Source organism: Pseudoramibacter faecis, assembly GCF_036289405.1.
Lineage (GTDB): Bacteria > Bacillota > Clostridia > Eubacteriales > Eubacteriaceae > Pseudoramibacter > Pseudoramibacter faecis.
Genome location: NZ_JAYFFI010000013.1, coordinates 1 through 24,986 on the forward strand (window position 1 = coordinate 1; position 24,986 = coordinate 24,986).

A 24,986-nucleotide genomic window follows, 5' to 3' on the forward strand; every position below is an offset into this window, starting at 1 on the left:
CCGGGGTGCCCGGCCATTTCCCCTGACGATATACTTCTACACATTTCCCCTTGAATTCATAACTGTATCGCATAAAAACACCCTCCTTACTGCTACATTTTTATGTCCAGTAAAGAGGGTACATATCATCCATCACTGACAGGCTCTTTTAATGGCGCAATATTTTTTATTCCAAATGTTCCATCACACTCATATAGGCCGGGCGAATGATTTTGTCTGTGCAGATAAGTTCTTCCATACGGTGGGCGCTCCACCCTACGATACGGGCCACGGCGAACAGCGGCGTATAAAGTTCTTCCGGAATATCCAACATCTCATACACAAAGCCGCTGTAAAAATCGACATTGGCACAGACCGGTTTGGGGTGTCTGCGCTTGCTGTTGATTAAATCCGGCGCTAACTTTTCAATATTTTCATACAGCAGAAGATCATCTTCGTGTTCTTTTTCCGCGGCCAGATCGCGAACATATTTTTTAAAAATGCGCTCTCTCGGATCGGACAGGGTATAAACCGCGTGCCCCATCCCATAAATAAGCCCCTTATGATCAAAGGCATCGCGATCCAAAATGCGGCTTAAATAAGCGGCGATCTCGTCTTCATCGCTGTAATCTTTGATATGTGCGCGAATATCCGCCATCATGTTCATCACTTTGATATTCGCGCCGCCATGCTTCGGCCCTTTTAAAGAAGACATCGCCGCCCCAATTGTCGAATACGTATCTGAGCCGCTGGAAGTCACCACTCTGGTCGTAAAGGTAGAGTTGTTCCCGCCACCGTGCTCCATATGGAGAATTAGAGCCGTATCCAATGTTTTTGCCTCCACCGGCGTGTAAGAACGGTCCGGCCGCAGCATCATCAAAAAATTTTCCGCCGTTGACAATTCTGGACTCGGGTTATGGATATACATCGATCCATCCAAATTGGCAAAAACATGCGCGTGATAACCGTAAGCAGCTAACATCGGAAATTGACCAATCAATTGCAAGCACTGTCGCAAATTGTTTTCAAGCGAAGCATCCTTCGCCATCGGATCGTAGGATGCCAACGTCAAAATAGAGCGCGTCATGCTGTTCATGATATCGGCACTCGGCGCCTTCATGATGACATCCCGGGTAAAATTGGTCGGTAACTTACGATACTGACGGATAGATGCTTTGAAGGTTTTTAATGCTTCGTCCGACGGCAATTCCCCGATCAAAAGCAGATAAGCGATTCTCCCGAAGCCCGGTTCACTTTTTCCAAGCGAATTGATGAGTGTTTGGACTTTATAGCCCCGATACCATAGCTCACCTTCGCAGGGCACATTGCGTCCGCCCTGTGCTTTGGTGCCATCCACTTCGGAAATATTAGTCAGGCCCGTCAAGACACCCTTGCCATCCGCATCGCGCAACCCAAGGTTAACCCCGTATTCTTCATATAAGCGGGGAGAAATCGCGTCATTATCCCGACAAATGGCAATTTGTCTTTCTAAATATTTAGATTGTCCCTTCCCCATCGCCATTTTCCTCCTGTTTGCTGTTTTCCAGTTCGACCGTCATGACCGTATCCAGTTGCTTCATGAGATTCAAAAGTTCCACCATATTCTGGCGGCCGAACTTTTCAATCACGCGGCCATAGAATTCTTTAGTGACCTGTTGATGCTTTTCTTCAATGCTGCGGCCTTCTTCAGTGATCGTCACATAAGTTCCCTGTTCGCCATCCCCGTCGTGGCTCCAAATGACAAACCCCTTATCCCGCAGATTGCGGGCGATGCTTGAGATCATGCGCATTGGTCGCTGCAGACGCTCTGACAGATCGCTTAAATATGTTTTCCCCCCATAAATGGGATCATTCGCCTCATTCTCGATGATTAAATTCAAGGCAATATATTCCGGAACCGTCAGCTCATAAAAAAACTGGCGCACTTCGTCATTGTTGACCAAAAAACGTCGGTACATTAACTCGTTCGATAAATTTGTCAAATCGACAATTGATTGATGATCCATCGTCCTATCCTCTCTTAATGTGATGATTCGCCATTTAATTAAAAATTATATAAAATACAACTTTACTTTAAATTAAAAAAGCATTCTTACTCCATCTCTTGATCTGCCTTTGCCAACAACATTTTTTCTTCCGAGGTTAAATCATGCCGTGCAAACAAATCCGGGCGTCTTTCCCGAGTTAGCAGCAATGCTTGCTGCAAACGCCATTTCCGAATCTGTTCATGATTGCCGCTGCGTAAAACGGGAGGAACGATTTTCCCATGATAAACATTTGGCCGGGTAAACTGTGGATATTCCAGTAAATCCCGATCATGAGACTCCCATTCAAGACTACCGGATTTTAAATTCCCGGGCAAAAGCCTCAGAACACTATCGGCCACAACCATCGCCGCCAGTTCTCCTCCCGTTAAAATATAGTCACCAATGGAAAGTTCCGTGTCCACTTCAGATAATATTCGGGCATCCATTCCCTCGTAGTGACCGCAAATTAAAACCACTTGATCAGTTTGCGCCAATTGGACAGCCTGCTTTTGTGAATAAACTTCTCCCTTGGGTGTTAAGGCAATCGTCATACTCTCGGGGATTCTGACAGATGCTAAAGCCGACAACACCGGCTCACAGCGGAGAACCATCCCCGCGCCGCCGCCGTAAGGCGCATCGTCGATATGACGGAAGCTGCCATCTGCATAATCCCGAATATCAATTACTTCAATTTCAGCTGTTAGCAACTGCAATGCGCGCATGACAATATGGGATTGCAAGAAACTGTCAAACATTTCCGGGCAAATGGTTAGAATGGTTATTTTCATCATATGTTTTTCCGATCTTTACGGGAGATAATTGGATTTATTATATCATAAAAGGGACTCCAGGTCCTGCCTGAAATCCCTTTTGCCTCACATCACATTATGCCTTTACTTTAATTAAAAAGTCATTGCATCGTCTGTGTCAGTGCGTCTTTCGTCATATCTCTGCCAAACCATTTAAGCGTTAATTTTCGATAGGTGCCATCGGCTTTCAAATCGGCAATCGCCCGGCTAATTTTTTCGCTCAACGCGCTGTTATCTTTCCGGCAGGCAATCGCAAAGGCCTTTTGATTGATCGCTACCGAGGTGATCGCTAAATGTTCGGAATCCTTCTTTTGATAGGTAATGGCGACGGCTTCATCCACCACGATATTATCAATCTTTTTCTTTTTGAGCGCTTTAAATAGCTTGGCGCTGTTGGAAAAACCCTTGATTTTAATTTTTGGATACCGCGTTTGCAAATCGGTCATCGTGTCCCGTCGTTTAATATCCTTTAACATGCCGACCTTTCGCCCGTTTAATTTTTCTGCGCGGTCGATCGTTTCTTTTGCCGGCTGATCGCCGGCATCCGCCTGCTGTTCACTGGTTTCTTTTCGAGAGACGATAACAATCGAGCTGATAAAATACGGATCTGTCATCGCAAAATTCTGCTCCCGCGCGGTTGTATCGTTAATGGCTGACATCACACAATCATACTTCCCGCTGTTCATTCGATTGAAAATACTGTTCCAGCCGGTATCAATCCAAAATGCACGAACCCTCATCCTTTGAGCTATCGCATTTCCCAAATCAATTTCAAACCCCTTGAGCGCTTTATTTTTATCACGGTATTCCATCGGCACAAAATCCGAATCTGTTCCAATCGTCAATACGTTATCCGCTAAAGGATCCGTTTGGCGGGCTTTCCCACAAGCGGTCGCTCCCAATAAAAGGATCACGGCAAAAAGGATAATGACTAATTTTTTCATCATCGCTACCTCCTTTTCAGCCTTATTATATGTTATCTATTGCAGGATGTCCATTTTTTATTTTTCCTCAGCCCATCTCATTTATGCTAAGATAAAATGCATCTTATCAATATTGGGAGCATTTTTATGATAGAACAATTTTCAAGAACAGCACTTTTATTGGGTGAGGAAGCGATTCAAAAATTATCCTGCGCCCATATTGCCGTTTTTGGTATCGGCGGTGTTGGCGGATACGTTTGTGAAGCTCTAGCCCGCGGTGGCATCGGCCGTTTTGATTTGATCGACGGCGACCGCGTGAGCCTCTCCAATCTCAACCGGCAGATCATCGCCACCCATCAGACCATCGGCACGTTTAAAGTTGATGCCATGTCGACTCGGATCCACGATATCAATCCCGCAGCGCAGGTCACGTCCCATCGCTGTTTTTATCTGCCGGAAAGCAAAGGGGATTTTGATTTCAACCAATACGATTATATCGTCGATGCCGTTGACACCGTAACCGCCAAGCTCGCCTTAATCGCAGAAGCTCAAGAAAAAAGGGTCCCGGTCATCGCAAGCATGGGCGCAGGCAATAAACTTGATCCAACCCAGTTTGAAGTGACAGATATCGCCAAAACCTCTGTCGATCCGCTGGCGAAGGTGATTCGCCGGGAGTGCAAAAAGCGGGGTGTCCACCATCTCAAAGTGGTCTACTCCAAAGAACAGCCGATTCGCCCGCAAACCGCCACTGATCCTCAACAACCCCGTGATCATCATCCCGTTCCCGGCTCCGTTCCCTTCGTGCCCGGTGTCGTCGGCCTGATTATCGCCGGAGAGGTTATCAAAGATTTAATCCAAAATCGTTAGTCACCATTAGCATTGCGGCTCATCACCTGTTATCCGAAATATTTTCTCTAAGTGGACAAGATATTGTTATTTCCGACGGTGGGATTACGGTATAATTAAAAGCGATATTATAAAGTCATTTCAAGGGGGATTTTAAAACATGTCCATTTTTGACGAATTAAAAGAACAACTCCAAGCCAATCACAAAACCATTGTTTTCCCGGAAGGCGATGATCCGCGTATTCTCTATGCTGCCAATCGTCTTTTAAAAGAAAAAGCATTAAACGTCATTTTGCTGGGTGACACCATGAAAGTTTTTCTCGCCACCCGCGACGATCAATATGACTGCATCAACGAAGCGGAATTCATCGATCCTAAAACCTACCCCAAGGAAGATATGGATGCCATGGCGGCGCGCATGGTCGAACTGCGCAAGGGCAAGCTCACAGAAGAGGAAGCGCGTGAAGCCCTGATGCATACCAATTACTTTGGCACCATGCTGGTTCAGATGGGCAAGGCTGACTGCCTGCTCGGCGGCGCAACCTACTCAACCGCAGACACCGTCCGCCCGGCACTACAGTTTATCAAAACCAAGCCGAACGCCCACCTCGTCAGTTCTACCTTTATCCTGATGCGCAACGACGAAAAGGAAAAACTGGCTTTCTCCGATTGTGCCATTAACATCGACTACAAAGACCGCGTGGATAAAGACGGCAATGTGATGTTGTCCGCCGCTCAACAATTGGCCGAGGTGGCTGTTGAATCCGCTAAGACTGCGAAGATTTTCGGCATCGATCCCAAAGTAGCGATTCTTTCCTTCTCCACCAAGGGCTCCGGCAAAGGCGGCACTGTCCAGCTTTCGCGTGATGCTACCATCGAAGCACAAAAAATGGCACCAGAATTAGACATTGACGGTGAACTTCAGTTTGACGCCGCCGTTTCCCCCGTTGTCGCTCAAACCAAGTGCCCCGACTCCAAAGTTGCCGGCCAGGCCAACACCTTTATCTTTCCACTGATTGAAGCCGCCAATATGGGCTATAAGATTGCTTCCCGCTTAGGGGGCTTTGAAGCCATCGGCCCGATTATGCAGGGGCTTAATGCACCGATCAACGATTTATCCCGCGGCTGCACTGCTGACGAAGTCTACAAAATGGCGCTCGTCACTGCTTCCCTTTCCGAATAATTCAAGTTAAACCAATAAAAAGCCCAAGGACATAAACGAACGCCTTTGGGACTTTTTTATTGGTCTACTCTGTTTACCGAATATTGGGCAAAAGATTTTTGCCGCATTGGCTGTGATTCCTCAATCATTTCTTTCCGACTCTGCCAGCATTGGGTTAATCGCGCTTGCCATTTTTTCAAAAACGAGGAAAGTTTCGGCATCCTCCGTTGCCTAAACAGCAGCTTTGGGCCATATCGACCAATCAATTCAAAAACACCGGGCAAAAAACTTTCGATGTAAACTTTAAACCAATTTTCCCATAACTCCGTCTTATCCACAGTTAATTGTTTCTGCCACCATTGCCCTAACGTCTCGCCCCGAAATCCAAAATTACATTTCATTTCAAATGCATCTGTTTCTTCGATCACCATGCGATCTTCTGCCGTATAAATTCGTTTGTATAGTCCCGAATTTTGATCGCGTTGATACTGCGCGCGCACCGGCCACTAAATATCATTGCAATAAGCATCGGTGTGATTGATCTTCGTCATCATCACTGCCAACAAATCATTATGCAGCCGATCGAAATCGCCGGATAAAACGATGAGTAGACTCGCCACCGAGCGCCAAATTAAAGTATAAGCCGTCTGGGGTTCTCCCAGAGATGCCTCCAATGGATGCATAAATATCATTGATCTCGGATTCTCTTTTCCCCTGATCATCGCATTGCTTTTCCTGTGTTCACAACCGCTCCATAATACGCCTCAATGCGCTGATGCAATTCCCTAACAAATCACATATACACGGCGCTGTAATTTTTCAAACCGATAAATCGGCAATAACAATAAGTAACAAAGATTGTGATCAGCTTAATCTTTTCAATTTTCGTTTTTATAATGGTTTCTATCATACGCTTATCCGCCCGCAGACTCTGCTTGAACGGTTCTTCAAAATCAAGCATATCAATCATCGCCACATCATTGGTTTCTAAAAAATCAACGATTCCAGAGACGCACGCCACATAATCGCGAATCGCTTCGGGATCTTTTCCGGTCTCCGGCATCCACTCGGTTTTTTCCATGCCCTCCTGGAATAATTGCATTGCTTGATTCTTCATGATATCTCCCATTTTAAGCAATTAAAAAGCCTCCTCCGGCACCTCAGCCTGAAGAAGGCTCCATTTACTTTTAATGTGCTGCGCTCCATTTCAATAACTGTGCATAATCGGGATAGTGATTTTTTTGGTATACTTCTCCGTTGACAACCGTCACTGGAAATGCGTCCGGTCCATCCGTCAAAAGGATTGATTCGACCCCTCTTTCGCTGGTAAATCGCACCGGATCCTCTTCAAAATTAATAAGATTAATGGGATACCCGACCTTTTTAAGGTTATTGACCATCACATTGATTTGCAAAACAACCGGTGATTTTGGATCACATCCGATGGGATTATAGATATTAATGCACATAACTTGACCTCGATTGATCTTATTGCTTTTTATTTTACCAAAATCAGGCGACACTTTCGATAAAATTTATTTAAGAATAAAGATAATTTTTCAATCTTCTCCAACATCATCCCCGGTTTTTGACAATGCACGATAGAAATAAGCCATGGATTCCGGGACTTGCTCAATGACCGTTGCCAGATAAGTATTGTACAGATCCTGGTTAAATCCTTGCCCCATTAAGATTTCATCGCGGATTTGATCCAACCGATGAAAGAGCTGCTGGAAGTAATGCTGATCTGTTTTCATCCCTTCTCGGCTGACTGCCATGGTTTGAGGAATGGATGCCTTGTCACAAAAATCATGGGTTTCGCATTGATACACCGCTGTGATTTTGCCGCTTTCCAGATCGGCCAGCGCCCATTCATCCGGCCGTGTAATCTGATTATCCATCAATTCTTGCAAATTGTAATGATCAATAAAAACAGCCAGATAATATCGATCTTTCACTTTGCGAATAACGGGATAAGAAATACTGTGAATACAATTTTCACGTTCAAACAATTCATCTCGAATTCGCTGATATATAAAATTGGTTTGTACGGTTTCCATTTTCTCCTCGCAAATGATTTCATCTACATTATTTTACCCCAAAGCGCTCATCCGTGCAAGCATCTCTGTCTGAGGGGCCGATTTTATTTATTTTATCGCAAGAAAAAACCCTTGCCAATGCAAGGGGGAAGTCGTGTTTAAAACCGCTGATATAATTTAGCCGAGAAAGGCGGAAGTTTCAGAATGACTTGTTCTTCACAAATCAATGACAGAACGTCGTCTCCAGGGTCTTCTGCCCCACCGTAGCAAGCCCAATCGGTTGAAAGCAAAAGCTTAAGACGCGTCTTCTTGTTCACCGGCAATGGGTATCTCGCCTGGCGATCCGAAAGATTCAGCGCAATCAGCAAGGTCTCCTCTTCCGAAAAACGCTCAAAAAGATATAGGCACCTGGACTCCTGATGACAGTCAACCCACCGGAAACCCGATTCCTTGTAGTCGGCCGCCCATAAAGCGCTGTGTGCCAAGTAAAGCTTTGACAGATCCGCCATATATTGCCGGAATGCATTATGAACGGGAAAATCCAACAAAAGCCAATCCTGTTCACGCTTTTCGTCCCACTCCCGCAGTTGGGCCCACTCTCCGCCCATGAAGTTTAATTTTTTGCCGGGATGACTCATCATATACAAATAGAGCGTGCGCGCTTGGGGAAATTTTTCCTCGTAATCGCCGTACATTTTTTGAGCGATGGTCGCCTTGCCATGAACACCTTCATCGTGGGACAACGGCAATAAATAGCGTTCCCGATAAAAATAAGCCATCGAAAAAGTCAGCTTGTGGTAATCCCGCGGGCGATCTTCAGGCGCCGTTTGAAAAAGCGAAAGCGTGTCGTGCATCCAGCCCATATCCCATTTATAATCAAAGCCCAACCCGCCGTTTTCAACTTTATCGGTCACCTGAGGATAGTTGGTTGAATCCTCCGCAATGAGCATCGCCTCCGGATGTCTGACTTTTAACCCCGCATTCATCTTTTTCATAAAGGCAATGGCATCGGCATTAACACCGCGGCTTTCGTCCCCTTGCCAGTAAATCAGATTGCTGACCGCGTCAAAACGCAACCCATCCAAATGAAACACGCTCAGCCAATAATCGGCACAGGACTGCAAAAATGAGCGCACTTCCGGACGAGAGTGCATAAAATTGCAGCTGCCCCACTCCGACACACCCACATCCTCGTGTGGATATTCATATAAAGCCGTCCCATCATAATGCCAAAGTGCGTAATCGTCCACGGCGAAGTGTACCGGCACAAAATCCATAATCACGCCGATATTTTCTCGATGGCAGGCGTCGACAAAGGCCTTCAAAGCCTCCGGCGTACCATAGCGCGATGTTGGTGCATAGAAGCCGGTATTTTGATAGCCCCAGCTCGCGTCTACCGGGTGTTCCATTAACGGTAGCACCTCCACATAATTGTATCCCTGTGCCTTCAAATAGGGAATTAATGTTTCGGCCATCTCTGCATAACTATACCAGTCATCGGGCGCATCGGATTTGCGTTTCCAACTGCCAAAATGCATTTCGTAAATATTCACCGGACCATTGACGCCATCGCTTCGCTTTCGAATCCAGTCTGAATCTGCGAATTCAAAAGTATCGTCCCAAATCATCGAGGCTGTTTCCGGCCGTTTCTCCATCATGCGGCCATAGGGATCACAATGATCCAACGTTCTGCCGTCGGCACCGGTAATGCGGTATTTATACATCATGCCGATCCGGGCTGCCGGCAGGCACACTTCCCAAAAATTACCATCGTAAATCCGGGACATGGCCTGTCCCTTCCAGTTGTTCCATTCGCCAATCACTTCGATTGATTCAGCTGCCGGTGCAAAAGTTCGAAAGACAACGCCGTCAGGCGTCACTGCCGCCCCTAAATACGCATAAGCATCGAAACTTTCACCGCGATAAAATTCTTGAAAATCCATTGTCCTCTCCCTCTGTCTTTTATCGGTTTCGCCGGCAAATAAAATCAGCCATTTCCTCTAAAAAAATCGTATCGCGTTGAATCCCATCAAGAGCCGCTATCGCCTCCTGATGGTATTCTTCAGCTTTGACCTTCGCGCTTTCAAGGCCAAAAAGTGATACGAATGTCGTCTTACTTTCCTCGGCATCCGATCCGACTGGTTTGCCCAATACCGCGGTTTCCGATTCGACATCCAAAATATCATCCACCGCCTGAAAGGCCATCCCAACCGCAGAGCCATAGCTCCTCAGCGCCTGTTGTTCGTCTTCGCTGGCGCCCGCCAAAACGGCACCAATCAAAACAGCGGCCGTTAACAGCGCACCTGTCTTATGCGCATGTATATAAACAATTTTATCTTCGTTGATGGCATCGTCATCTTCTGCTAACAGATCTCCCGTTTGGCCGCCGATCATGCCATTCACGCCGGCTGCGCGCATCAAAATGGAAAGCGCAGCAATGCCGCGTGCTCTCTCTGCGGGTTCCATCGTTTCAATCCCTTTAACAGCGGTTTCTACCGCTGCATTCAAGAGTGCATCACCGGCAAGAATCGCAATATTTTCTCCATAGACTTTATGGTTGGTCAGCTCCCCGCGGCGTAAATCATCATTGTCCATAGCCGGCAAATCGTCATGAATCAGCGAATACGTGTGAATCATCTCAATGGCACAGGCAAAGGGAATGGCGACGCGTTCATCGCCGCCAAACATGGCGCATGTCTCCATCAAAAGAATCGGCCTTACCCGTTTGCCGCCGGCAAAAAGACTATACTTCATCGCCGACACAATAATATCCGGCGCATCAAAAGGGCCGACAAAGCAATCTGTCAGATAGGCTTCTATTTGATGACCCTTTTTCGTCAGTCGATTGGCAAATTTGACCGTTCTGACTCTATCTTCTTTGGATTGATGCATCGTCATCCGCTTCCTCCCCCTCAAACGGCACAAAAACAGCCTGACCGTTGTCACTTTCTATGAGCTTCATAACCTTTGCCTCCGCTTGATCAAGTTCATGATGACAGTCGTCAACCAGCGCCATCCCCTCTTCAAAATATTTTAAAGCCTTCTCTAATTCCAAGTCACCGGTTTCCATTGTATCGACAATGGTCTCCAGCCGGTTCATTTTTGTTTTGAATTTTTTTGTTGCCATGCCTTTCCCTCTCTATTGCTCAACCTTTACCTTAACATCGCCATCGGCAAAGCTCAGCCGTAAATTCCCGGCTGTTTTTGCTTGTTCTGCACTTCGAACAAGCTCACCGGATTCAGTATGCACCCAGGCAAAGCCTCGTTTCAGTGCGTGCCGCGGATTAAAAGCAACCAGCTTGATGCGACAACTATCCAAAGTTTGACGCGACTGTGCGAATTGTTGCCGCATCCCCTGCACCAAACGCTCCTGAAAATGATCAATGACCATCCGCCAGCTATCAACCATCGCTTCCGGATTATGCGCCAAAAGAAGACGCGCTGTCCGATCGACGGCCTCCCGATGATTCGCTATAACTTGCTGAATCTCCTGCTGCAATAGCCCTTGCAGGCCGTCCAACTGATACCGAACCGCATGTTGATCCCAAGTCACTGTTTCGGCCGCCGCCGAGGGGGTTGGCACCCGCAGATCCGCCACAAAATCAGCAATGGTAAAATCGGTTTCGTGACCAACGGCGGAAACGATCGGCGTTTTGGCATGATAAATCGCATCGGCCACGGCGCATTCATTAAAAGCCCAAAGATCCTCTATCGATCCGCCGCCTCGGCCAACGATGATCACATCGATTTGATCCAGTTGATCCAATTGCCGAATGGAGGAAGCAATACTGCCGCCCGCTTCCTTTCCCTGAACCTGGGCCGGCGCCAAGACAATTTCCAGATGCGGATCACGCCGATGACAAACGGAAATAATATCGTGAATCGCCGCACCGGTGGGCGATGTCACCACACCGATGGCCTCAACCGCTTCCGGTATTTTTTTCTTGGCAGACATGTCAAAATAACCCAATGTCTCCAGTGTTCGCTTAAGCGTTTCGAAGTCTCGATATAAATCGCCAGTACCGGCCGGCTGCATCGTCCGAACATAAATCTGATATTGTCCGGCCTGTTCGAAAACATCGACTCGCCCTTTACAGATGACATGCATGCCATCCTCCGGTTCAAAATCGAGATGAGCTGCATCGCTTCGAAACATCACGCAACCAATCCTTGCACCGGCATCTTTCAAAGAAAAATAAAGATGCCCGCTGGCCTGCCGCTTGAAATTGGACACTTCACCTTTAATTTCAAGGCTTTTAAGCACGCTATTGGTTGTGATCAGAGTTTTGACAAATCGATTGACTTCCGTGACGGATAATTGCCGCTTAATCATTACACGCCTTCTTTTGTTCAACTTCAAACGCTTCTTTTGCCAACAAAGCACAACCAACAGCATTATCCGTCGCATACCGGGATTTTGCAAAGCACAAAGAAACCGGCCGCCGATACCGCCGGCAAAAAGCAAGGATGCGCTTCCGGGCTTCTTCTTTGACAATCCCGTTGGCTATCACGCCGCCGGAAAATAATACCACGGATACCTCTGTTTTCTCCAACAACGTAATAATTGCCCGTCCGAGCGTTCTGCCGACGGCTTCAAACAGCGCATAAGCCAGATTTGCCGGGTCAGTCCCTTTTTGCAGAGCCTGCTTCGCCGCATTTTCCATCCCGGAGAAATGAAAGTCCCCATCGATGACTTGGGTTGCCAATTTAAGCAACGTAGTCTGCGAAGGTTTTGCCAATCGCTCCAGTGCGCGCCCTGCCGGAAAATCCATGCCCAGCATCACGCCGATGCGATCCACCAGTTGACCGGCATGCAGATCCAAACTCCGTCCGACAATTTTGCATTGAAAGCCCTTCTTTTCCCGCTTTACATACAAGATTTCCGATGTACCGCCGGAAAAATGTACGGCTAACATCGGTTCAGATTGCCGTTGCCAATCTGCATCTAACTGATGCTGCCATGAAAAGATTTCTGTTTCGCGCATGGCCGCCCGAATGTGACCTTCCTGATGACTCAGGCGATAGCAGGGCACCTGAATGGCATCCGACAATATCTCTGCAGCGCCAATTCCCGCGCGGAAAACCGGCATATAAGAATCGCGGACAGGACGAGGTGCAACGCTCACGCCAATGGCTTTTAACGCGTTTTTAATCGGTTGATCCCCAATCGCCGTATGCATTAATTCCGGTAGATTGCGAATATGATCAAACAATGCCTCTGACTGCCTCAGCCCGCGATGTCCTTTTTTGACCGGCAACACCCGTCGGCAGTCTTTTAAAATTTTTCCGTCACTGTTAATCAACGCCACAGAAGTTGTATAATTGCTGGTATCAATTCCCAGAATCATACGATGACACTTCCTCTGAATAGCCAACCGCCAGATGATGGCCCAAGTTATTCAAAATACCATTGATATAACGCGGCGCATCCTCGTCACAATAGCGTTTGGCCAATTCCACGGCTTCATTAATGGCAATTTCCAATGGCTGATCCAAATAACACATTTCAGCTGTTGCCACACGCAAAATGGCTTTCTCCGCTCCCGGCAAGCGATCCATGCGCCAATCCTTACGCAGATATTGAGCAATTCTTTCGTCAATCGCTGTCAAGTGATCAACCACCACATCCACCAAATAAGCGGCATAGCCACCGGATCCATGGTCATGTTCAAAACCCGCATCGCTATCAATCACTGCGGCAATTCCCTTTTGAAGATCCCGCGCATCTTGGTGAAACTCGATTTGAAAAACGGCACGCAAGGCAAGCTCTCTTTCGTACCGGCGATTTTGTTTTTTTGCCTCTGTCATATTTTCACCTGTTAAAAAAGCCGCATTAAGCGGCTTTGTTTTCATTCGTATTTTCCGCAGCCTTTGACCAAAATATTAACTTCAGCCACAGACTTGCCCGACATGATCTCAACTGATTCTTTCACCTTTTGCTGAGATTCTTCACACACTTCTTTGACGTTAATGCCCAATCCTGTGATCACGTGCAGATCAATCTGATAACCGTCATCGCGTTTAACCACTTTTACCCCTTTGGAAACCGCTGAAGGATAAATCGCATCCAGAATCTCATCAGAAATGCGCATAAACATCTTCTCAATGCCTTCCACGCCTAAAGCAGCCATGCTCGCAATAGAGCAAATCATTTCATTAGAAATGTCATTTTGTGCGTTTTGTATATTTTTATCCATCGCTTACTCCATCATTCCTCTTCGTGGTGATGCAAATCGTCCTCTGCCTGTTTTAATCTTTCGATAGTTTCCTCGTTCAAGGAAAACTTCGTGTCACATTCGGGACATATCACATCGTCGGCCTCAAAGGATTCAAAATCGGCTAAATACACATGACCACAATTAGGACATTCGACTTCGTAAATATCGTCGTTTTCATCCTCCGTGCCTATTATATCCAATGAATCGTCGGTCTCATCATCTTCGTCCTCAAACGTGATGTCTTCATCGGCGATATCAATCAGAAAATCTTCCATGTCCGTCAGATCATCATCGATCATCTCCACATAATCCTGAAGATCATCATGGGCTTCGGTTATGCCGTCAAGCGCATCGCAGATATCCCCTAAAACGTCGAGCAATTGCCCGATCATTTTCCCTTCATCGGAGGCCTCCGCCAACTTCATGCCTTCCGATAAGCCCTTCAGATAAGCAACTTTTTCATTAATAATGTATTTCATAATTTTGACGCTTAGACACGTTCCATGTATTCGCCGGTTCGCGTATCGACGCGGATCGTGTCCCCTTCATTAACAAACAGCGGCACCATAATGGTTGCTCCGGTTTCCACGGTACAAGGTTTATTGGCACCTGTCGCAGTATCGCCTTTAAAGCCGGGCTCCGTCTGTGTGACTTTTAATGCAACAAAATTCGGCGCCTTCACTTCAAAGGGTTTCCCTTTGAAAAAGCGAATGGTCGCATTGTCATTTTCTTTGAGGTACTTTAGAGCTTCTTCAACTTTTTCGTATTCCAGCGGAATCTGTTCATAAGATTCAAGATCCATAAAGTAATACAGATCACCGTCGGAATACAGGTATTGCATTTCTTTAGTGTCAATATGGGCCAAAGGGAACTTTTCGTTAGGAGAAAATGTTGTTTCGGTGACCGCTCCCGTCATGACATTGCGGATTTTGGTGCGAACAAAAGCAGCCCCCTTCCCCGGTTTAACGTGTTGGAATTCCACCACCACATAAACCGAACCATCCATTTCGAATGTCACACCTTTTTTAAAATCACCTGCTGTAACCATTTTACTCGTACCTCCTGCGTATTTCAGAATTTTGACTCATCGGCGCCAAAATCTATATTTCAGAATTTCTTTTATTTTATCATAAGAAGTTTGATTCTTCAATTTTTCTTTTTATTTGCCACAAACGAGGCCCCGAGCAAATCCGGCTAAATCGTGAATGCGTTCAATATGCGAAAAAGACCGTGACCGCACCATGTCGATTAATGTATCTGCTTGATTCCATCCGCATTCTAAAATCAAATACCCTTGCTCTTTCAGGTGATCATGAACCGATGCAAATAATCGCTTGTAAAAATCATAACCATCCTCGCCGCCATCTAATGCCGCACGGGGTTCATAGTCTTTGACGTCAGGTGATAAATCGGCAATTTCATCTGTAGGGATATAAGGCGGATTCGTCACAATCATATCGAAGCGCTGCCTTTGAGGCAGTCCCTCAAACAAATCACCCAAAATCAATTGTGCCTCCACATGATGTTTTTGCGTATTGCTTTTAGCAACAGCCAAGGCTTCTTTGGAGATATCCGACAGCCATAACTGAATATTTGGGCAATAATGCTTTAATGCGATCCCAATGGCTCCCGATCCACAGCAAAGATCTAAAACCTTGGGCCGCGATCTTTTGGAAATCCATGCCAGCGCAGTTTCAACAATATTTTCCGTATCCGGACGCGGAATCAATACATGGGCGTTGACATCAAAATCCAAGCCCATAAACTCCCGATGGCCGGTGATCATCGCCGAAGGCTCGTGGGCGGCACGGCGTTTGAGCGCATTGTCAAATGCACGGATCTGCTCTAAAGATAATGGCATTTCCGGATGCATTAAAAAATACAGCCGTTCCTGATGCATCACCGCCGCCAACAGGACCTCCGCTTCAAAACGCGACTGTTCCAAGCCCGTTAACTGCAGTTTCTGAGCACCGGCCGTCAATGCATCTTGAATGGTTATTTTTTGCTCTGATGCCATCTCGCCTCCTTATCCTTTCATAAATAAAAAATAAGTCGGAATACCGACTTATTTTTTGAGTGCTTTCGCATATTTTCTGTTGAAGCGTTCGACGCGTCCGCCGGAGTCAACCAGCTTCTGCTTCCCTGTAAAGAACGGATGGCACGCAGAACAAATTTCAACACGCAGTTCCGACTTGACAGAACCTGTTTCAAAGGTATTGCCACAAGCACATTTCACGACAGACTTCCCATAATTCGGGTGGATGCCTTCTTTCATCGTATTCACCTCTTTCGTCGTTTATTCGAAATCAAAGCGCTTTGATTGGATTTCAGCGGAGCTATTATAACAAACCGATACTGGAATTGCAAGTCTTACTCACGATTAAATCGCCGAATCAACGCTACATTATTCGGCGTATGCTCAAGCAATGTCGTCATTTTTTCTGCAAAGGTCACCACTGAATCCTTGGCGTAGGCTTTGCGCAGTTGCACGGCAATTTGTTCTTCCTGCCGGCTTAACAATAAATCGTCCCGGCGGGTACCGCTGCGGCGAATATCAATGGCTGGAAAAATATGCCGCTCTGCCAGATCGCGACTGAGCGTCAATTCCATATTTCCCGTCCCTTTAAACTCTTCATAAATAACATCATCCATTCGGCTGCCGGTGTCAATCAACGCTGTTGCCAGAATTGTCAGACTCCCGCCATTTTCAATATTACGCGCCGCCCCGAAAAATTTCTTTGGGAAATACAAACTCTCCGGATCCAGCCCTCCGGTCAGCGTTCGCCCCGAGGGCTCAATCACCAAATTGTTGCTGCGGGCCAACCGTGTCAGGCTATCCACAAGAATCACCACATTCTTCCCCTGCTCCACCAGGCGCTGTCCACGAGCCAGCACCATCTCCGCCGCCTGCAGATGCTTCATTGCCGGCTCGTCAAAGGTGGAATACACAATATCGGCATCGACTGAACGTTGCATGTCGGTCACTTCTTCTGGCCGTTCATCCACCAAAAGCACAATGAGCTCCATCTCCGGCGCATTGATTCGAATACCATTGGCAATCATTTTAAGCAATGTCGTTTTTCCGGCTTTCGGCGGTGCCACGATCAGCCCCCGCTGTCCTCGACCGATAGGCGCAAAAAGATCGATCACTCGAGCCGCCAGGGTTTCCTCCGGCGTTTCAAGGTTAATCCGCTCGTTAGGAAAAATCGGTGTCAAACGCACAAAATGGGGCCGGTGTGTCACCATTTCCGGCAAATCACCGTTCACCTTCTCGACGTAAAGCAATGCGTCGTAACGATCATTTTCGCCAGACTTGCGCACATGGCCTTCAATTTTGTCCCCGGTGCGCAACCAATAGCGACGGATCACATTCGCCGCCACATAAATATCCTGTTCTCCCGGCAAAAAATCCTCAGTGCGCAAAAAACCGTAGCCATCGGCCGTAATGTCCAAAATGCCCGACTGGCTTTTCTGATATCGCGCCTCATCCGCCACCGCATTGGAGGCCATTAACTCTTCCATTTTTTTGATGAGGTCGGCAGTTCGTTTGCCGTTGACGCGATCCAGAAAGAGCATGGCCGCATATTTTTCTCCAGGCTTAGGCGCGCGCACACGGCCTCCGAGCACATCGCCGGTTTCAATGCGGAATTTCTGAATTTGTGAAGCCGACACATAAATACCAAGCTCATCTTGCCGGTCGATAATGCCGTAACCCTCCGGCAAAACGCGCACTGCCCCTTCACAAACGACAGCTTCTTCAATATTATCATTTAATTTATAACGTCCCAGCCGCCGCGATTCTTTTTCCCGAGATGTTCTTTTTATCTCAGTCGGCTCGGATTCTTTTTGATTTGCCGAATCCGCTGCCTGTTGCAGCGCTTTAATTTGCTCGATCAATCCCTTTTTAAGGACCCGACCTTTTAACGGAATATTCAGCGATGCGGCAAGTTGTTTTAATTCAGAAACCGTCATTTGATTTAAATTCAAGAAAAACCTCCGAAATGTTCGAAACGATTGGTGATCTTCACCGAAAAAATTGAAAGAAAAAATCACAGAAAATTGATAAATATGTTTTGAAGTGTATCAAAAAAATGACAAACTGTCAAAATGTACCCGCACATAAAAAAGAGACTCCGTTAAGAGTCTCTTTGAATGTATTTGATTGTTCAATCTGCGTTTAAGCGTTACGTTTGACGTAACCTTCATAACGGGAGATCGCTTCTTCCTGGGTCTGTTTGTACAGATCTTCCGCGATTTCCGGGAAACCACGGCGCAACGAATTATAACGCACTTCCGACATGATGAAGTCTTGAAATTTATCGAAGTCAGGCTTCTTGGAATCTAAGTGGAAGGGGTGTTCATCTTCCGGATTGAAGTGGTACAGGTGCCAATAGCCACAATCAACAGCTGCTTTCTGATGACTTGGAGTCTTGCCCATGCCGCCTTTGATTCCATGGTTAATGCAGGGCGCATAACCGATAATTAGGGACGGTCCCTTGTAAGCTTCGGCTTCCTTCAAAACCTTCATGAACTGGTTCTTATCAGCTCCGATGGCCACCTGAGCGACATAAACATAGCCGTAAGTCGCAGCAATCATGCCAAGGTCTTTTTTCTTAACCCGTTCGCCGGAAGCAGCAAACTGCGCAATCGCTGCTGTCGGTGTGGATTTAGATGCCTGACCACCGGTATTAGAATAAACCTCGGTATCAAGCACGAAAACATTGATATCTTCTTTCGAAGCCAGAACGTGATCCAAACCGCCGAAGCCAATATCATAGGCCCAACCGTCACCGCCGATAATCCAAACAGATTTTTTGACCAGATGATCCTGATTGCCCATGACAAATTTATATTTGTCAGCCAACTCTGCCGGTGCCTTAAAGTTTTCAAGTGCTGCTTTCAGTGCAGGTGTGGCCGCCTTGGAAGCATCCCCATCGTCTTTCCCGGCGATCCAAGCGTCAATGGCTTCTGCCAAATCGGCCGGTGCAACCGCTTTAATCTGTGTCAGATAACTGGCGATGGTGTTGCGAATAGCTTTTGTCCCCTGGAGCATCCCATAACCATACTCGGCATTGTCTTCAAACAAAGAGTTGGCAAATGTCGGGCCCTGCCCCTCCGCATTGGTGCAATATGGCGAGGCTGGAGCAGAAGCACCCCAAATCGAGGAACAGCCGGTTGCATTGGCAATCATCATGCGATCGCCGTAAAGTTGGGTAATGGTCTTGATGTACGGTGTTTCACCGCAGCCTGCGCAAGCGCCGGAGAATTCAAGCAACGGCTGTTGGAACTGACTGCCTTTAACAGAGTATTTATCCATCTTGTCGTCTTTGACCGGAACCGTCACCGCGTAATCCCAATTTTCAACTTGATGCATTTCTTCGTGGATCGGAACAAGGGAAAGAGCCTTTTCTTTTGCAATACAGGCATCAACACAATTGCCGCACCCCGTACAATCCATCACATCGACCTGGATACGATATTCCAAACCGGCCAATGGCTTGCCCATGGCTTTTTTCGTTTCAAAGCCAGCCGGCGCCGCTGCTTTTTCTTCTTCAGTTAAAAGCACCGGACGAATAGCCGCATGTGGACAGACAAATGAACACTGGTTACACTGGATACATTTGCTGATATCCCATCTCGGAACATTGACAGCAATGCCGCGTTTTTCATATGCCGCGGTCCCAGCATCCCAAGTCCCATCTTCTCTGCCTTCAAAGGCGGAAACCGGAATTGTCGTCCCAACAAATTTACCAATCGGACGAACCACTTCTTTGATAAATTTCGGATCCGTATCAACAATCTCTGCATTATCTTCTGCAGTGGCCCAATCCGCCGGCACATCAAATTGTTTCAGAATCGTCGGATCAACCCCAGCGTCAACTGCTTTATAGTTCATTTCAACAATGGCTTTGCCCTTGTTGCCATAAGTCTTTTTGATGGAAGCCTTGGAGAACTTCACAGCATCTTCAATCGGCAAGATCTTTGCCAGTTTGAAGAAGGCCGCCTGCAGGATCATGTTGGTTCTGCGGCCGAGACCAATATCTTCTGCCGCTTTGGTCGCATTGATCGTATAGAATTGAATATTATTCTGAGCGATATAGCGTTTCATGGACGCCGGTAGCTCTTCATTGATCTGTTCCGGTGTCCAAACGGTATTCAGCAGGAAAGCACCACCTTTTTTCAAACCATCCAACAGATCATACTGATGGACATAGGATTCTGTCGAGCAGGAGATGAAATCTGCCTGGTTGATCAAATAAGGCGATTTGATCGGTTTCTTGCCGAAACGCAGATGCGAACAGGTAATCCCGCCGGATTTTTTCGAGTCATAATCGAAGTAACCCTGAGCATAAAGATCGGTGTTGTCCCCGATAATCTTAATCGCCGATTTGTTGGCGCCAACGGTCCCGTCAGAACCCAATCCCCAGAATTTGCAGGAAGTGGTGCCTTCCGGAATCGTGTTGATTTCTTCCTTGGTTTCCAAACTTCTGTGCGTCAAATCGTCAATAATGGCCAAAGTGAACTGATCCATCGGTTCCGCTTCGTTCATGTTGTCATAAACGGCTTTAACATCACTGGAAGTCGTATCCTTGGAACCCAGACCATAAATGCAACCCAGAATCTTCGGCTGTTCCTTTTCTGCGTAGAAGGATGTCACCACGTCTTCGTATAGCGGATTCCCCAAAGCACCCGGTTCTTTAGTGCGGTCCATCACCGTAATGGTTTTAACGGTCTTTGGAATCATCTTAAGCAGATAATCTTTAGCGAACGGTCTGTAGAGATGAACCTTCACCACGCCGACTTTTTCACCTTTCGCCATTAAATAGTCAATGGTTTCTTCGATTGTATCGGTAATGGAACCCATCGCAATAGTGATGCGGTCTGCATCCGGTGCCCCGTAGTAGTTAAATAAATGATATTCGCGACCGGTATATTCAGAAATCTTCTGAAGATAATCTTCAACAATTTCCGGAACGGCATCGTAAAAACTGTTTGACGCTTCACGCGACTGGAAGAAGATATCGCCGTTTTGGGCAGTACCGCGTGTGACCGGATGTTCCGGATTTAAAGCACGGTCGCGGAAGGCCTGAATCGCATCCCAATCAACGTTATCTTTAAAGAAATCATAATCCATGACTTCGACTTTCTGAATTTCGTGCGAAGTTCTGAAGCCATCGAAGAAGTGGAGGAACGGAATTCTGGACTTGATAGCTGCCAAGTGAGCAACCCCACCAATATCCATGACTTCCTGAACGGACCCGGAGGCCAGCAGAGCAAACCCGGTTTGACGGCAAGCCATCACATCGCCCTGATCCCCAAAGATACACAGTGACTGTGCTGCTAAAGTACGCGCTGAAACATGAAAAACGCCCGGAAGCAATTCGCCAGCAATTTTGTACATGTTCGGAATCATTAACAGCAACCCCTGCGAAGCCGTAAAAGTTGTTGTCAATGCACCAGCCTGAAGTGAACCGTGAACCGTCCCGGCAGCGCCACCTTCGGATTCCAGTTCGGACACTTTAACTGTTTCATCAAAAATGTTCTTTCTTCCCGCAGCTGACCAAGCATCAACATGCTCTGCCATTGGCGATGAAGGTGTAATTGGGAAAATACCCGCGACTTCGGTAAAGGCATATGCGACGTGTGCAGCAGCCTGATTACCATCCATCGTCATCATTTGTTTGGACATATAATCCTCCTTCATGAATTATAAAATAAACAATCAAACACTCTTTAAAAAGTATTTATTGCAAAATATTATACCATATTGGGCAATTTTGTACAGTTGTAAATTTGGATATATTTTTGATTATGTTAACTTTTGGCAACTCTTTATAATTGTACAAAAAATTATCTTTTTGATGAAAACGTATTGATGGCAGTGTGATTTAAGCCATTTTCCACATAATAATTGAAGCAATCTGCATATGCTCGCTCTCACAATGGCAATAAAAAAATCGCCGAAGCGATCTGTTTTTTCGAAAAGATGGTGATCCATCGGGGATTTGAACCCCGGACACCCTGATTAAAAGTCAGGTGCTCTGCCAACTGAGCTAATGGATCGTTTGATTGATGGCAGGGGTAGCAGGAGTCGAACCTGCGAATTCCAGAGTCAAAGTCTGGTGCCTTAACCACTTGGCCATACCCCTAAGAAATGGGGTGGATGAAGGGACTCGAACCCCCGACAACCAGAACCACAATCTGGCGCTCTACCAACTGAACTACATCCACCACAATTTGAGAGAGAAATGGCGCGCCAACAGGGATTCGAACCCCGGGCACACGGCTTAGAAGGCCGTTGCTCTATCCAACTGAGCTATTGGCGCATAAAATAATGGAGCGGGTGAAGGGAATCGGACCCTCGCGACTGGCTTGGAAGGCCAGGGCTCTACCACTGAGCTACACCCGCAAATGCCTTTAGCCAGCTGGCACTCACATTCTCTCGCAAGAACAGAACTCATTATACTGATAAAGAACCTCTTTGTCAACATATTTTTCATGAAATCATTTCAAATTTGTCAGCCTTTTAATCACCTGATATACATGGCCAATCGGCAATCCCACCACATTAAAATAATCCCCTTCAATTCCGGAAACAAAGGCCGAAAAGGGGCCTTGAATATCGTATGCGCCCGCTTTATTCATCGGATGATTTTCTGCCACATAGCGTTCAATTTCCACATCTGTCATTGGATAAACATGTACTTTCGTTTTCTCTAAAAAAGTCATATGCTTCGGATTTTCTCCCAAGCGCCAGATACTCACGCCCGTCCAAACGAGATGCGTCCGATTCGAATAGGCGTGCAGCATATCAATAGCCTCTGCCTTTGTTTGGGGTTTCCCCAACGCGCGGCCATCCAAAGACACCAAAGTATCTGCCCCAATAACAATCATTTCTTGTTTCGCTTCTCCGATCAGGGCTTCAACAACAGCATGCGCTTTCTTTTCCGCCAACTCGCACACCATCTCCTCGGGCAAATCGGAAACTGTCAATTCTTCAATCTTTGAAGGCCGCACTTCAGGCTCAAGGCCGATCATTTGCAATAATTCCAACCGTCTGGGAGAAGCCGAAGCCAGAATGATTCGCATAAGCGTTATCCCCTATCTATCTTTTCAAATCACCGCAGGTTTTATTGATTCAATGAATGGATCTCACCGGTTATTTCGTCCCGATCGATCGTCACGATGGCGTAGCTCGGCACATCGCCATAGTGCCCGCCAATAAGCGCGCCGGGATTCAAAAGTAAGATGCCTTCTTCTTCGGCGATGAAAGTATGATGGGTATGCCCGAACAATACAGCGTCGGCGTTCTCCTCCATGCCGCGGTATAGCAAAGGCGCGAGATCCTGCTTGACACCAAAATGATGGCCGTGGCAGGCCATAATGGTTTTCCCCGCTACTTTGATCTTGGCCAGTTCGACCCCTTCCGGATCTCCCATGTCGCAATTGCCGCGGATCCAATAAACCGGGGCCTTGCTCCATACATTGATTTTTTTAGCATCGCGCACATAATCCCCCAGATGAAAAATCGCATCAACTTCACCCATCGCTAAAACCGCATCCTGAAGATTCATGATATTGCCGTGACTATCTGAGACGACCCCTATCCGTTTCATTAACGCCACCCTTCTTTACTTTAACGAATTCCCAGCTTTTCCGTCATTTTTTCCTTCGCCAACGCCATCGCTCGTGCACGATGCGAAATGGCATTTTTTTCAGCTTCACGCATCTGGGCATAGGCACGACCGCTCTCCTTCGCAATAAAAAGCGGATCATAGCCAAAGCCGCCATCCCCCTGGAGCGATGTAGCAATCCGCCCTTCGACAATGCCGCGGCCGGTCCACTCCTCGTCGTCCGGAAAAATCAAAGCCACGGCACACACAAACTGTGCTCCGCGTTTTTCTGCCGGCACATCGGCCAGTGCCTTCAGCAATTTACGGTTATTGTCGGCATAGGTAACGTGCTCACCGGCATAACGCGCCGAAAAAATGCCCGGCGCACCATCCAAAGCATCCACGCACAACCCAGAATCGTCCGCCATTAAAATGGCGTTGGTATCTTTTACATACGGTCGAATAGCGCGTACTTTTATCAGGGCATTTTCTTCAAAAGTCGCACCGTCTTCAATGATTTCCACATCGATGCCAGCATCCGCCATCGTTAGAACTCCATACGCGCCATCCAGCATATCGTGAATTTCAATGGCTTTGTGCGGATTGCCGGTGGCTAAAATAATCTTTTGTTTGCTCATTCGCGTATCTCCAAAGCATCCTTCTGCACCGCAATCAGATGCGCAATGCCATCCTGTCCCAATGCCATTAACTGATCAAATTCATCCCGGGTAAACGGACGGGCCTCGCCGGTCCCCTGGATTTCAATGATGCGGCCATCGTCCGCCATGACCAAATTCATGTCAACTTCTGCGTGGGAATCTTCAAGATAGCATAAATCCAAAATCGGCATACCCTGCCAGACGCCAACGGACGTCGATGCGACAAAACCGCGAATCGGATTCTTTTCGATCATGCCGTTATCCAAAAGTGACGCCACGCAATCCCAAAGGGCAATGAAAGCCCCGGTGATGGCGGTGGTTCTGGTGCCACCATCGGCCTGGATCACATCACAGTCGACGCGGATCGTGCGCTCGCCCAGAGCTTCCATATCGACAACCGAGCGTAGGCTTCGGCCAATCAGCCGCTGAATTTCCACCGAGCGTCCGTCCGTCTTGCCGTTTCGGTTCCGCCGCTTACGCGTTTCTGTCGCACTGGGCAGCATGCCGTATTCAGCCGTCACCCATCCCCGACCTTCACCGCGCATAAATCCGGGTACAGTCTCTTCGCACATCGCTGTGCAGAGCACTTTGGTATCTCCAACGGCCATGAGCACGGATCCGGATGCGTGCTTGGTGAAATGTCGCACTACTTGTGCCGGGCGGCCTTCATTATAAAATCGTCCATCCGGTCTTTTAAGCTGTTCTGTCAT

28 protein-coding genes and 5 tRNA genes are annotated in these 24,986 nt (G+C 47.1%); 2 read left to right on the top strand and 31 right to left on the bottom strand.

Annotation, left to right across the window (positions count from 1 at the left end; genetic code table 11):
- Window positions 1-166: 166 nt before the first annotated feature.
- The 4 genes from V3C63_RS08625 to V3C63_RS08640 form a co-directional block, all read right to left on the bottom strand.
- Window positions 167-1,501 carry a citrate/2-methylcitrate synthase gene (locus tag V3C63_RS08625; RefSeq protein WP_329887390.1) on the bottom strand — a complete coding sequence of 445 codons (1,335 nt, stop codon included), beginning with the start codon at window positions 1,499-1,501 and terminating at the stop codon, window positions 167-169.
- Window positions 1,476-1,985: a MarR family winged helix-turn-helix transcriptional regulator gene (locus tag V3C63_RS08630; RefSeq protein WP_329887391.1), complete on the bottom strand. Its 510-nt coding sequence runs from the start codon at window positions 1,983-1,985 to the stop codon at window positions 1,476-1,478. The genes V3C63_RS08625 and V3C63_RS08630 overlap by 26 nt, the downstream gene beginning before the upstream one ends.
- Window positions 1,986-2,071: 86 nt before the next feature.
- Complete coding sequence (trmD, locus tag V3C63_RS08635; protein WP_329887392.1) at window positions 2,072-2,797, bottom strand: tRNA (guanosine(37)-N1)-methyltransferase TrmD; 726 nt, start codon at window positions 2,795-2,797, stop codon at window positions 2,072-2,074.
- A gap of 119 nt (window positions 2,798-2,916) precedes the next feature.
- Window positions 2,917-3,762: an ABC transporter substrate-binding protein gene (locus V3C63_RS08640; RefSeq protein WP_329887393.1), complete on the bottom strand. Its 846-nt coding sequence runs from the start codon at window positions 3,760-3,762 to the stop codon at window positions 2,917-2,919.
- 123 nt (window positions 3,763-3,885) lie between these two features.
- Between V3C63_RS08640 and V3C63_RS08645 the strand changes: the two genes are divergently transcribed.
- Together V3C63_RS08645 and pta are read left to right on the top strand one after the other, a co-directional pair.
- Window positions 3,886-4,605 carry a tRNA threonylcarbamoyladenosine dehydratase gene (locus V3C63_RS08645; protein WP_329887394.1) on the top strand — a complete coding sequence of 240 codons (720 nt, stop codon included), beginning with the start codon at window positions 3,886-3,888 and terminating at the stop codon, window positions 4,603-4,605.
- Window positions 4,606-4,744: 139 nt separating this feature from the next.
- On the top strand, window positions 4,745-5,767 hold the full coding sequence (pta, locus tag V3C63_RS08650; protein ID WP_329887395.1) for a phosphate acetyltransferase: 1,023 nt from the start codon (window positions 4,745-4,747) through the stop codon (window positions 5,765-5,767).
- A gap of 56 nt (window positions 5,768-5,823) precedes the next feature.
- On the opposite strand, the gene V3C63_RS08655 is transcribed toward pta, so the two are convergent.
- The 27 genes from V3C63_RS08655 to rph all read right to left on the bottom strand — a co-directional run bounded on the left by V3C63_RS08655 (window position 5,824) and on the right by rph (window position 24,986).
- A complete protein-coding gene (locus tag V3C63_RS08655; protein ID WP_329887396.1) occupies window positions 5,824-6,177 on the bottom strand; it encodes a hypothetical protein in 354 nt (117 codons plus the stop codon).
- Between the two features lie 75 nt (window positions 6,178-6,252).
- A complete protein-coding gene (locus V3C63_RS08660) occupies window positions 6,253-6,429 on the bottom strand; it encodes a hypothetical protein (RefSeq protein WP_329887397.1) in 177 nt (58 codons plus the stop codon).
- Between the two features lie 110 nt (window positions 6,430-6,539).
- Complete coding sequence (locus tag V3C63_RS08665) at window positions 6,540-6,863, bottom strand: hypothetical protein (protein WP_329887398.1); 324 nt, start codon at window positions 6,861-6,863, stop codon at window positions 6,540-6,542.
- A 70-nt stretch (window positions 6,864-6,933) separates the two neighbouring features.
- Window positions 6,934-7,215: an arsenic metallochaperone ArsD family protein gene (locus tag V3C63_RS08670; RefSeq protein WP_329887399.1), complete on the bottom strand. Its 282-nt coding sequence runs from the start codon at window positions 7,213-7,215 to the stop codon at window positions 6,934-6,936.
- Between the two features lie 90 nt (window positions 7,216-7,305).
- Window positions 7,306-7,806: a hypothetical protein gene (locus V3C63_RS08675; RefSeq protein ID WP_329887400.1), complete on the bottom strand. Its 501-nt coding sequence runs from the start codon at window positions 7,804-7,806 to the stop codon at window positions 7,306-7,308.
- 137 nt (window positions 7,807-7,943) lie between these two features.
- Complete coding sequence (glgB, locus tag V3C63_RS08680) at window positions 7,944-9,728, bottom strand: 1,4-alpha-glucan branching protein GlgB (protein ID WP_329887401.1); 1,785 nt, start codon at window positions 9,726-9,728, stop codon at window positions 7,944-7,946.
- 19 nt (window positions 9,729-9,747) lie between these two features.
- Entirely contained in the window at window positions 9,748-10,683 is a 936-nt protein-coding gene (locus V3C63_RS08685; protein ID WP_329887402.1) for a polyprenyl synthetase family protein, read from the bottom strand.
- On the bottom strand, window positions 10,655-10,912 hold the full coding sequence (locus V3C63_RS08690; RefSeq protein ID WP_329887403.1) for an exodeoxyribonuclease VII small subunit: 258 nt from the start codon (window positions 10,910-10,912) through the stop codon (window positions 10,655-10,657). The genes V3C63_RS08685 and V3C63_RS08690 overlap by 29 nt, the downstream gene beginning before the upstream one ends.
- Before the next feature lie 12 nt (window positions 10,913-10,924).
- Window positions 10,925-12,118, bottom strand: a complete 1,194-nt coding sequence (xseA, locus tag V3C63_RS08695; RefSeq protein WP_329887404.1) for an exodeoxyribonuclease VII large subunit — start codon at window positions 12,116-12,118, stop codon at window positions 10,925-10,927.
- Window positions 12,111-13,133 (bottom strand): Kae1-like domain-containing protein, encoded by a 1,023-nt coding sequence (locus tag V3C63_RS08700; RefSeq protein WP_329887405.1) that lies wholly within the window; start codon window positions 13,131-13,133, stop codon window positions 12,111-12,113. The genes xseA and V3C63_RS08700 overlap by 8 nt, the downstream gene beginning before the upstream one ends.
- Window positions 13,117-13,638: a transcription antitermination factor NusB gene (nusB, locus tag V3C63_RS08705; protein WP_329887406.1), complete on the bottom strand. Its 522-nt coding sequence runs from the start codon at window positions 13,636-13,638 to the stop codon at window positions 13,117-13,119. The genes V3C63_RS08700 and nusB overlap by 17 nt, the downstream gene beginning before the upstream one ends.
- Window positions 13,635-13,982, bottom strand: coding sequence for an Asp23/Gls24 family envelope stress response protein (locus tag V3C63_RS08710; RefSeq protein WP_329887407.1), 348 nt, complete (start codon window positions 13,980-13,982; stop codon window positions 13,635-13,637). The genes nusB and V3C63_RS08710 overlap by 4 nt, the downstream gene beginning before the upstream one ends.
- 11 nt (window positions 13,983-13,993) lie before the next feature.
- Window positions 13,994-14,482, bottom strand: a complete 489-nt coding sequence (locus tag V3C63_RS08715) for a CD1247 N-terminal domain-containing protein (protein ID WP_329887408.1) — start codon at window positions 14,480-14,482, stop codon at window positions 13,994-13,996.
- Window positions 14,483-14,493: 11 nt separating this feature from the next.
- Window positions 14,494-15,051 (bottom strand): elongation factor P, encoded by a 558-nt coding sequence (efp, locus tag V3C63_RS08720; RefSeq protein ID WP_329887409.1) that lies wholly within the window; start codon window positions 15,049-15,051, stop codon window positions 14,494-14,496.
- Window positions 15,052-15,162: 111 nt separating this feature from the next.
- Window positions 15,163-16,020, bottom strand: a complete 858-nt coding sequence (prmC, locus tag V3C63_RS08725; protein ID WP_329887410.1) for a peptide chain release factor N(5)-glutamine methyltransferase — start codon at window positions 16,018-16,020, stop codon at window positions 15,163-15,165.
- A gap of 48 nt (window positions 16,021-16,068) precedes the next feature.
- Window positions 16,069-16,278, bottom strand: coding sequence for a 50S ribosomal protein L31 (gene rpmE / locus V3C63_RS08730; RefSeq protein WP_329887411.1), 210 nt, complete (start codon window positions 16,276-16,278; stop codon window positions 16,069-16,071).
- A 95-nt stretch (window positions 16,279-16,373) separates the two neighbouring features.
- Window positions 16,374-17,990 (bottom strand): transcription termination factor Rho, encoded by a 1,617-nt coding sequence (rho, locus tag V3C63_RS08735; RefSeq protein WP_329887412.1) that lies wholly within the window; start codon window positions 17,988-17,990, stop codon window positions 16,374-16,376.
- A gap of 190 nt (window positions 17,991-18,180) precedes the next feature.
- On the bottom strand, window positions 18,181-21,693 hold the full coding sequence (nifJ, locus tag V3C63_RS08740) for a pyruvate:ferredoxin (flavodoxin) oxidoreductase (RefSeq protein WP_329887413.1): 3,513 nt from the start codon (window positions 21,691-21,693) through the stop codon (window positions 18,181-18,183).
- Between the two features lie 298 nt (window positions 21,694-21,991).
- Window positions 21,992-22,067 (bottom strand) — tRNA-Lys (locus V3C63_RS08745).
- Between the two features lie 10 nt (window positions 22,068-22,077).
- Window positions 22,078-22,153: transfer RNA gene (locus tag V3C63_RS08750), tRNA-Gln, on the bottom strand.
- A 6-nt stretch (window positions 22,154-22,159) separates the two neighbouring features.
- Window positions 22,160-22,235, bottom strand: a tRNA-His gene (locus V3C63_RS08755).
- An 18-nt stretch (window positions 22,236-22,253) separates the two neighbouring features.
- Window positions 22,254-22,330: transfer RNA gene (locus V3C63_RS08760), tRNA-Arg, on the bottom strand.
- Between the two features lie 9 nt (window positions 22,331-22,339).
- A tRNA-Gly gene (locus tag V3C63_RS08765) sits at window positions 22,340-22,413 on the bottom strand.
- 95 nt (window positions 22,414-22,508) lie between these two features.
- Window positions 22,509-23,093, bottom strand: coding sequence for a Maf family protein (locus V3C63_RS08770; protein ID WP_329887414.1), 585 nt, complete (start codon window positions 23,091-23,093; stop codon window positions 22,509-22,511).
- 41 nt (window positions 23,094-23,134) lie between these two features.
- Window positions 23,135-23,620, bottom strand: coding sequence for a metallophosphoesterase family protein (locus tag V3C63_RS08775; protein ID WP_329887415.1), 486 nt, complete (start codon window positions 23,618-23,620; stop codon window positions 23,135-23,137).
- A 20-nt stretch (window positions 23,621-23,640) separates the two neighbouring features.
- Complete coding sequence (gene rdgB / locus V3C63_RS08780) at window positions 23,641-24,255, bottom strand: RdgB/HAM1 family non-canonical purine NTP pyrophosphatase (RefSeq protein WP_329887416.1); 615 nt, start codon at window positions 24,253-24,255, stop codon at window positions 23,641-23,643.
- A complete protein-coding gene (gene rph / locus V3C63_RS08785; protein WP_329887417.1) occupies window positions 24,252-24,986 on the bottom strand; it encodes a ribonuclease PH in 735 nt (244 codons plus the stop codon). The genes rdgB and rph overlap by 4 nt, the downstream gene beginning before the upstream one ends.